This is a genomic window from Sphingomonas sp. IW22 (assembly GCF_041321155.1).
Lineage (GTDB): Bacteria > Pseudomonadota > Alphaproteobacteria > Sphingomonadales > Sphingomonadaceae > Sphingomonas.
In genome coordinates this window covers 388,873-396,687 of the sequence record NZ_JBGGWB010000002.1, presented here as the reverse complement: position 1 = coordinate 396,687, position 7,815 = coordinate 388,873, and the positions used below count along the sequence as shown (strand labels likewise).

Here is a 7,815-nt window from a genome sequence, read left to right as displayed (position 1 = left end):
GAAAGCCGATCCTCAACATCGAAAAATCCCCGCTGATCCACCCCATGTCCCTCGCTTACATCACGAGACAACCAGAATCATATCCGCATCCTCAGCGCCAGAGGTTCTTCGAACCGTCCAGCTATGGCGGATTGCTGAGTGTCGGCCAGCAGGCGTTCATCGGCATTGGCGGCTATACGCTCTTCGCGCTGTGTGTGCTGGGCGGAGTGCCGTTGCTGGCGGCGCTTCCGCTGGTGGCCCTTGTCGGTCTGCTGGCCTCCGTGCCTATCGCGCTGCTCGCCTTGCGTCTGCGGGGCGCCTATTTCGCGATCGGAACCTGGGCGATTGCGGAGGTCTTGCGCCTTGCGGTCATGAGCATTCCGGCTCTGGGCGGTGGGTCGGGTTCGAGCCTCCCCCTGAGCGTGCTGCGCGCGCTGTCGCCCTCGCGCGATATGCGTAACGCGATGATCTATGAGGTAAGCTTCGTGATCGCCGCGACCTGTCTGGTCGTCAGCGTTCTGGCGTTGCGGTCGCGTTGGGGACTGGCGTTGCGGGCCCTGCGCGACAGCGAGATCGGCGCGGAAAGTCTTGGCGTTCATGTTCGTCCGATCAAATTCGCGCTATTTTGCCTTGCCGGCATGATGACCAGCCTCATCGGCGCGGTGGTCGTGATGCAGAAGCTGCGCGTCTCTCCCGATGCACAGTTCAACGTCGTCGACTGGACGGCCTTCGTCATTTTCATGGTCGTGATCGGCGGGTTCGGCACGATCGAGGGGCCGCTCCTAGGTGTCGTGCTCTTTATCATCCTGCGTGAACTGCTCTCCGACCTCGGCACACTTTACCAGATCATCCTCGGCCTTGTTGCGATCGGCATGATGCTCAAGGCGCCTGATGGCATTTGGGGTTTGGTTTTCGCAAAGAACAAAAGAGCGATCATCCCGATCACCCGGCGGGTGCCGGCCGATCTTAACGAGGGTGATTGAGCCATGGCCAATCAATTGGCCGCGTCCAGGCCAAGTCCAAAATGGGATAGGAGAATGAAATGGCGATGAAGGGTATCTTGCGGCCTGGCCTGGTCCAAATCCGCGTTATGGATATAGGGGAGGCGCTAACCCATTATGTCGACCGTCTTGGCCTCTACAAGGTCGGGGAGGAGGACCGGCGGGCGTTCCTCAAGGGAGCGGATGAATTCGATCATCATTCGGTCACCCTGGTCCAATCCGACACCGCGGGAATGGACTTCATCGCCTTCAAGCTATTCGAGGAAGCGGATCTCGACCATTATGAGGCGAGGGTGAAAGCCTTTGGTATCGAGGTCGAGCATATTCCGGCCGGTGAGCAGCCCGGTTATGGCCGGCGCATCGCATTCATGTCTCCCTCGGGACACATGATCCAGCTCTATCACCAGGTTGAACTTTCCGACCCGATGCCCGACATCGCGAACCCCGATATCTGGCCGATCGAGCCGCACGGAATGGCTGCACGCCGTTTCGACCATATGCAGTTGAATGGCACGGATGTGCCCCGCACTCTCGAGTTCTTCACCAACGTCCTCGATTTCAGCCTGACCGAAAAGGTCGAGGCCGAAGATGGCACGCCGCTCGCTATCTGGCTCTCATGCGGGATGAAAGCCCATGACGTCGCCTTCGTCGAATTTCCGACCCCTGGCGCCATGCATCACGCCGCTTTTGAGCTTTCCGACTGGAATGCCGTCGGCCATGCTGCCGATATCATAACCAAATATGATCTTTCGATCGACATCGGTCCGACACGGCACGGTATCACGCGAGGACGCACAATCTATTTCTTCGATCCCTCCGGCAACCGCACTGAGGTCTTCGCTGAGGGCTTCACCTATTATCCCGATCACCCCACCCGCAGTTGGGACACAAAGGCGCTGGGCAAGGGTATTTTCTATTATCAGCGTCAGTTGAACGAGAAATTCATGACGGTAGTCACCTGAAAGGAAGCCCCTCAGTGGCTCTGACGCATACAACCCATACCATCACTCTCGACACGGCCCTGGTCATTCTGGAGAAGGCCCTTGCTCGCGCGCGGGTCATGAAGGTGAAGCTTGCAATAGCGATCGCAGATCGTGCCGGCCATCTCATCGCGTTGCACCGCGACGATGGAACCTGGGCGACCTCGATCGATGTTGCCAGGGACAAGGCGGCTACCGCGGCCGTGTTCGGCGTATCGACGGACGAACTCCGTGAAGCGTTATCCTACAGTCAGGCCCTGACTGAGGGGCTGGCCCGTCGTCCAGGCGTTATCCTGTTTGGCGGCGGATTTCCCATTGCCGCTCAAGGCGAAATCATTGGGGGAATTGGCGCCTCCGGCGCTTCCGAGCAGGAGGAGCGCGACATCCTGACTTATGCGCTCGAAGGACTGAACCATGATCTGTGAAACCCCTTCGTCGCCCGCACAGTCTGGCGAGGCTCTTGGTCGCATCGCGCGGGCGCGGCGAGATGCTGCCCATTTCATCGACGGCGCGTTTACCCAGGGCTCGAGCAGCAACGGCTGGACCAATTTATGCCCCCTCGATGGCAGCGCAATCGGACGGGTTCCAGAAGGGGGAAAAACGGAAGTCGATGCGGCCGTCGCTGCGGCGCGAGCGGCGCTCGGGGGCGAATGGGGCAGGATGAGCGTTCTGCAGCGCACCGACATGCTTGGCGCCGTTGCCGACGGAATCGACCGGCGTTTCGACGATTTTCTGGAAGCCGAATGTCTCGATACCGGTAAGCCGATCAGCCTGGCGAGGCATATCGACATTCCGCGCGGTGCCGCGAACTTCAAGATGTTCACAGACGTTGCCAAGACGGTCGCGACCGAATGCTTCACCATGGATACCCCTGATGGCGCGGGCGCGATAAATTACGGGCTTCGACGCCCACGAGGGGTGATAGCGGTTATCAGCCCATGGAATCTGCCGTTGCTGCTGATGACATGGAAGGTGGGTCCGGCATTGGCACTGGGCAATAGCGTCGTCGTCAAGCCATCGGAAGAAACGCCGCTCACAGCAACGCTCCTGGGCGAGGTGATGAACGAGATTGGGGTGCCCAAAGGCGTCTATAATGTCGTCCATGGCTTCGGGCCCAACTCGGCCGGCGAATTCCTGACCCAGCACCCCCTTGTCGACGGCATCACCTTTACGGGCGAGACGCGCACAGGGGAAGCGATCATGCGTGAGGCTGCGCTCGGTATCCGCCCGGTCTCTTTTGAACTTGGCGGCAAGAATCCGGCGCTCGTTTTCGCCGATTGCGATCTCGACAAGGCGGTCGAGGGTACGTTGCGTTCCGCTTTTGCGAATTGTGGCCAGGTGTGCCTGGGCACCGAGCGGGTTTATGTCGAGCGCCCCATCTACGATGCATTCGTTGCTCGTCTAAAAGCGGGTGCCGAGGCGCTTTGTCCCGGCGTGCCCGACGACATGACGACCGGCATCGGCCCCCTGGTATCGCGCGAGCACAGGGAGAAGGTTCTGTCCTATTATCGGCGCGCGGTCGAGCAGGGCGCAACAATTGTGACCGGAGGCGGCATTCCGGACATGCCGGACGCCTTGAAGGGTGGGGCTTGGGTACAGCCAACAATCTGGACAGGCCTTGCAGAGGATTCTGATTGCGTCACCCAGGAAATTTTCGGGCCATGCTGCCACATTCGTCCGTTCGATACGGAGGAGGAGGCAATCAGCCTGGCCAACAGGACCGCATACGGCCTTGCGGCTGCGATCTGGACCGAAAATCTGGCCCGGGCCCATCGCGTCGCGGCGCGGATGGAGATTGGAATATGCTGGGTCAATTCCTGGTTCCTGCGCGATCTGCGCACTGCTTTCGGGGGCTCGAAAGCTTCGGGGATCGGGCGAGAAGGGGGTGTTCATGGTCTCGAATTCTATACGGAGATGAGCAATATCTGCATCAAGCTTTGAGCCACCTCGAGCCGGTGCTCGGCTCTATGTTCAACCAGGGATGTGGCCGTGCAATTTCAATTGTCTCAGGAGCCGCTTGAACCATGCGGAATGAATTCAAACAAGTGATCGGCGAACGAACGCTCTATGGTTTGTGGCTGGCCCTCGCCGATCAATATAGCGCCGAGGTGTGCGCAGGCGCCGGTTTTGACTTTTTCGTTCTTGACGGCGAGCATTCTCCGCTCGACTTGCGAACGATCCTTCATCAGCTTCAGGCCATTGCCGGATATGCTGTAACCCCTGTTGTGCGCCCTGCGACCGACGATCCTGTGTTGATCAAACAATTGCTTGACATCGGCGTCGAGAACCTTCTGGTGCCGATGGTCGAAAGCGGCGATCAGGCAAAACGAATAGTCGCTTCTACCCGTTATCCACCCCAAGGGTTCAGAGGCGTTGGATCCGGTATCGCGCGTGCCGCGCGCTGGGGCAATGATCCGGACTATCTGGCACGAGCGAATGACAATCACTGCCTGATCCTGCAGGTTGAAAGCGTGGCAGGACTGGCTGCGCTCGAAGACATAGCGTCGGTTGAAGGCGTCGACGGGATCTTCCTCGGTGCAGTCGACTTGTCAGCCTCGATGGGGCTCCTGGGCCAGCCCAACCACCCCGATGTGATCGCCGCGATGGACGACGCGATCGCCCGCATCCGGTCTTCGGGCAAGTTTGCAGGCTTCCTGTCCGCGGATCAATCCATGAGCGCGCATTTCGTTGAACGGGGTGCTCATTTTGCTGCTGTTGGTGTTGATGCCCTCCTCTTGTCCAATGCCTGTCGGGCGCTGGCAGGTGCATTCAAGCGTCCAGGCGAAGCAGTGGCGACGCGCGGCTATTAAGCCCGGCCAATCTGACATCGACCATCTCAGTGGGTTTCCGCTCGCAATCACTCAAGAGGGACCCTGGCCGCCGTCGCGATGATCGCTGCGCAAGAGCGAACCTTGATAACCAAGTTCGCCGTTCATTCCCGCGCGCGCCGACGATGCGCGCGATGCGGCACCAGCTTCCAAATTCATGGGCATGGAAAAAATATGGCCGCCTTCGGGCCTGCTCATGTGTCCAACATCTGGGACATTGAGGGCCGCTTCCCCCCTGGGCGAACAATATCAGTTCGTTCGCTTCGGTCAGGTGGTGGTCAAGGAGGCAAGGTGCCTTCGTTCCAGGCGTCGCAGATTGCCTCGCACCCAAGGGGGTCGCCATGGCGACGAACAAGGCGTGAGCGCGTTCAAGGCTGCCAGCAGCTACGAGCCGCCGAGCAGGGCACATTCAGCCGACCAACGTCGGCCTGCCGGGTGCAGAGCAAGCACCAGGCCGCTTCCTTCTGCAGCGCCGGTCCTTGCTCCATGGCAGGTCAAGCTTGCCACAACGGCCATGGCCGACGACCTCAGCATTGCCGTATCCATAGCGGAGATCGCTGTTCTTTGCCGCTTGTCATTGTGCCATTTCGTAAGGGCGTTCTCCAATACGATTGGCATTACGCCTTATGCATGGTTCATGCGGCAGCGCATTCGTCGCGCTGAAGACCTGCTGACGAATTCCGATTTGCCTCTCGCGCAAATTGCGTTGGAATGCGGTTTTTCCGATCAGGCGCACTTCACCAAGGCATTCGTCAAGGTAACTGGCCTGACACCTGCCAAATGGCGTCGCAGATGGACGGTTCGAAGAACCTCTGGCGCTGAGGATGCGGATATGATTCTGGTTGTCTCGTGATGTAAGCGAGGGACATGGGGTGGATCAGCGGGGATTTTTCGATGTTGAGGATCGGCTTTCCCGGCTGAGCGATCTTGGGGATCAGTTGGAAGCCTTTTCTCGGGCGGTAGATTTTGAGCAGTTCCGACCTGATCTGGAGCGGACGCTGGCCTATTCGGATGGTGCCAAGGGTGGCCGCCCGCCGATTGACCCGGTTCTGATGTTCAAGGTCCTGGTCATCCAGACGATCAACACCCTGTCAGACGAACGCACCGAGTATCTGATCAACGACCGGCTTTCGTTCATGCGCTTCCTCGGACTGGGCTTGTCGGACCGTGTTCCCGACGCCAAGACCATATGGCTGTTTCGCGAGCGGCTCACCAAAGCCGGCGCTATCGCCACCCTGTTCGACCGGTTCGATGCGATGCTGCGGGGCGCCGGCTATATCGCGATGTCCGGACAGATCCTCGATGCTACATTGGTGGCCGCCCCGCGTCAGCGTAACACCAGCGCCGAAAAGACGGACATCAAGGCCGGACGTATTCCGGAGCACTGGAAGGACAAGCCGGCCAGGCTCAGCCACAAGGACCGCGACGCCCGCTGGACGCTCAAGTTCACCAAAGCAAAGCCGAGGGATGACGGATCAATGCCGGCGATGGACCTGGCCATCCCGGCGTTCGGGTACAAGAACCACATATCCATTGACCGACGCTTTCGGCTCATCCGACGCTGGAAAGCAACCGATGCCAGCGCTCATGATGGTGCCCGCCTGCGCGAAGGGCTGCTTGATCGCAGCAATACCGGCTCCAATGTCTGGGCCGACACGGCCTATCGCTCAGGCGCGAATGAGGCCTTCATGGACCGCCATGGCTTCGTGTCGAAAGTCCATCACAAGAAGCCGCCCCATCGCGATATGCCGACCCGAACCCGGCGATCCAATGCCGGCAAATCCGTCATTCGATCCCGGGTCGAGCATGTGTTCGCCGATCAGAAATCCCGAATGGGTCTCTTCGTTCGGACTGTCGGCATCAAGAGGGCGGAAATGAAGATCGGCCTCGCCAACCTCGTCTATAATATCAGGCGCTTCCTATATCTTGAGCGCATCAACGCTACCTGACACTGGCCAGTGAAGGCCCGATCGCCCTTCGCACAGCAGAGAAACCGCAAATCTCGGGATCAAATCCACGCCCTCCCGGGAATGATCAGACCAAAATACCCCCAAACCCCAGTTCTTCGATCCATCCATCTGCTCATCGTGCACTATAACCCCAAAGAATAGTCCAAACGTCTGTTCGTGAAGTAAAATCACCTGTACGCAGGAATGATCGACCTCCGTAATATCCCGCATATAGACGGCCAGGAACGCGCCATAGCCTCCGCCCATCGAGACGGAGGCGCACATGAAGAATATCCTTTTATTGGCACATGACGATAAGGGTCAGGAAGCCCGGCTGCAGGCGGCGCTCGACCTGGCCCGGGCGCTGGATGGCCACCTCTCCGTCATCGATGTCACGATGGTTCCCAATATCGCGAGCGACTATGACGGCACCGGCTCGGCGATGCTTCTCGCCGATGAGCGCGACCGCGAAGCCCACAACAAGGCCAGACTCCAAGCCCGCCTAGCCTCCGAGGATATCGTGTGGAGTTGGAGCGATGTGACCGGCTTCCCCGCCGAGGCCGTAATCGACGCGGCGGCGCTTGCCGATCTCATCATCCTCAACCGCAGGCTCGATCAGTTTCCGTATCCCGACTTTGCTGAGCTCGCGAGCCGCATCGTCATGAAGGCGCGCAAGCCCGTCGTCGCCGTGCCCGACGATGCCAGGGGCTTCAAACTCGGCCGCGCACTCATCGCCTGGGACGGACAGGGGTCCGCTGCGGCGACCACGCAGGCGTGCGTTCCGCTCTTGGCAATGGCTGACGAGGTGCAGATCTTCATGGCCCGCGACGGCGCGGAGCAGACCGAGCCAACAGAAGCCGCGCAATATCTCTCGCGCCACAATATTCATGCCTCGATCCGCGTCGTCGATGACGGCTTGACCGCCGCCGATCGGCTGATCGCCGATGAAGCCGCCAATTGGCATGCGGACTACATCCTGATGGGCGCTTATGGGCGCGGACGGCTGATGGAAACCTTCGGAGGCGTCACCAGGCGCATGCTCGCGCATGGTAAGCTGCCGCTCATTCTCGGCCACTGA

General features: G+C 59.7%; 9 protein-coding genes. 8 read left to right on the top strand and 1 reads right to left on the bottom strand.

What is annotated here, in order from left to right:
- The 5 genes from ACAX61_RS13545 to ACAX61_RS13525 form a co-directional block, all read left to right on the top strand.
- Nucleotides 1-962, top strand: a 962-nt coding sequence (locus tag ACAX61_RS13545) for a branched-chain amino acid ABC transporter permease (RefSeq protein ID WP_370715365.1), incomplete at its 5' end; no start/stop codon positions are given.
- Nucleotides 963-1,021: 59 nt separating this feature from the next.
- Nucleotides 1,022-1,942: a catechol 2,3-dioxygenase gene (locus ACAX61_RS13540; protein ID WP_370715364.1), complete on the top strand. Its 921-nt coding sequence runs from the start codon at nt 1,022-1,024 to the stop codon at nt 1,940-1,942.
- 14 nt (nt 1,943-1,956) lie between these two features.
- A complete protein-coding gene (locus ACAX61_RS13535) occupies nt 1,957-2,385 on the top strand; it encodes a GlcG/HbpS family heme-binding protein (RefSeq protein ID WP_370715363.1) in 429 nt (142 codons plus the stop codon).
- Entirely contained in the window at nt 2,375-3,901 is a 1,527-nt protein-coding gene (locus ACAX61_RS13530; protein ID WP_370715362.1) for a 2-hydroxymuconic semialdehyde dehydrogenase, read from the top strand. Before ACAX61_RS13535 ends, ACAX61_RS13530 begins: the two co-directional genes overlap by 11 nt.
- A gap of 83 nt (nt 3,902-3,984) precedes the next feature.
- On the top strand, nt 3,985-4,770 hold the full coding sequence (locus ACAX61_RS13525) for an aldolase/citrate lyase family protein (RefSeq protein ID WP_370715361.1): 786 nt from the start codon (nt 3,985-3,987) through the stop codon (nt 4,768-4,770).
- 51 nt (nt 4,771-4,821) lie between these two features.
- Here ACAX61_RS13525 and ACAX61_RS13520 read toward each other — a convergent pair whose 3' ends face one another.
- Complete coding sequence (locus tag ACAX61_RS13520) at nt 4,822-4,986, bottom strand: hypothetical protein (protein WP_370715360.1); 165 nt, start codon at nt 4,984-4,986, stop codon at nt 4,822-4,824.
- Between the two features lie 316 nt (nt 4,987-5,302).
- Between ACAX61_RS13520 and ACAX61_RS13515 the strand changes: the two genes are divergently transcribed.
- The 3 genes from ACAX61_RS13515 to ACAX61_RS13505 all read left to right on the top strand — a co-directional run bounded on the left by ACAX61_RS13515 (nt 5,303) and on the right by ACAX61_RS13505 (nt 7,815).
- A complete protein-coding gene (locus ACAX61_RS13515) occupies nt 5,303-5,641 on the top strand; it encodes a helix-turn-helix domain-containing protein (RefSeq protein ID WP_370715359.1) in 339 nt (112 codons plus the stop codon).
- Between the two features lie 19 nt (nt 5,642-5,660).
- The gene (locus tag ACAX61_RS13510; protein ID WP_370715358.1) at nt 5,661-6,737 is read left to right on the top strand and encodes an IS5 family transposase; all 1,077 of its coding nucleotides are present in this window, start codon (nt 5,661-5,663) and stop codon (nt 6,735-6,737) included.
- Between the two features lie 283 nt (nt 6,738-7,020).
- On the top strand, nt 7,021-7,815 hold the full coding sequence (locus ACAX61_RS13505) for a universal stress protein (RefSeq protein ID WP_370715357.1): 795 nt from the start codon (nt 7,021-7,023) through the stop codon (nt 7,813-7,815).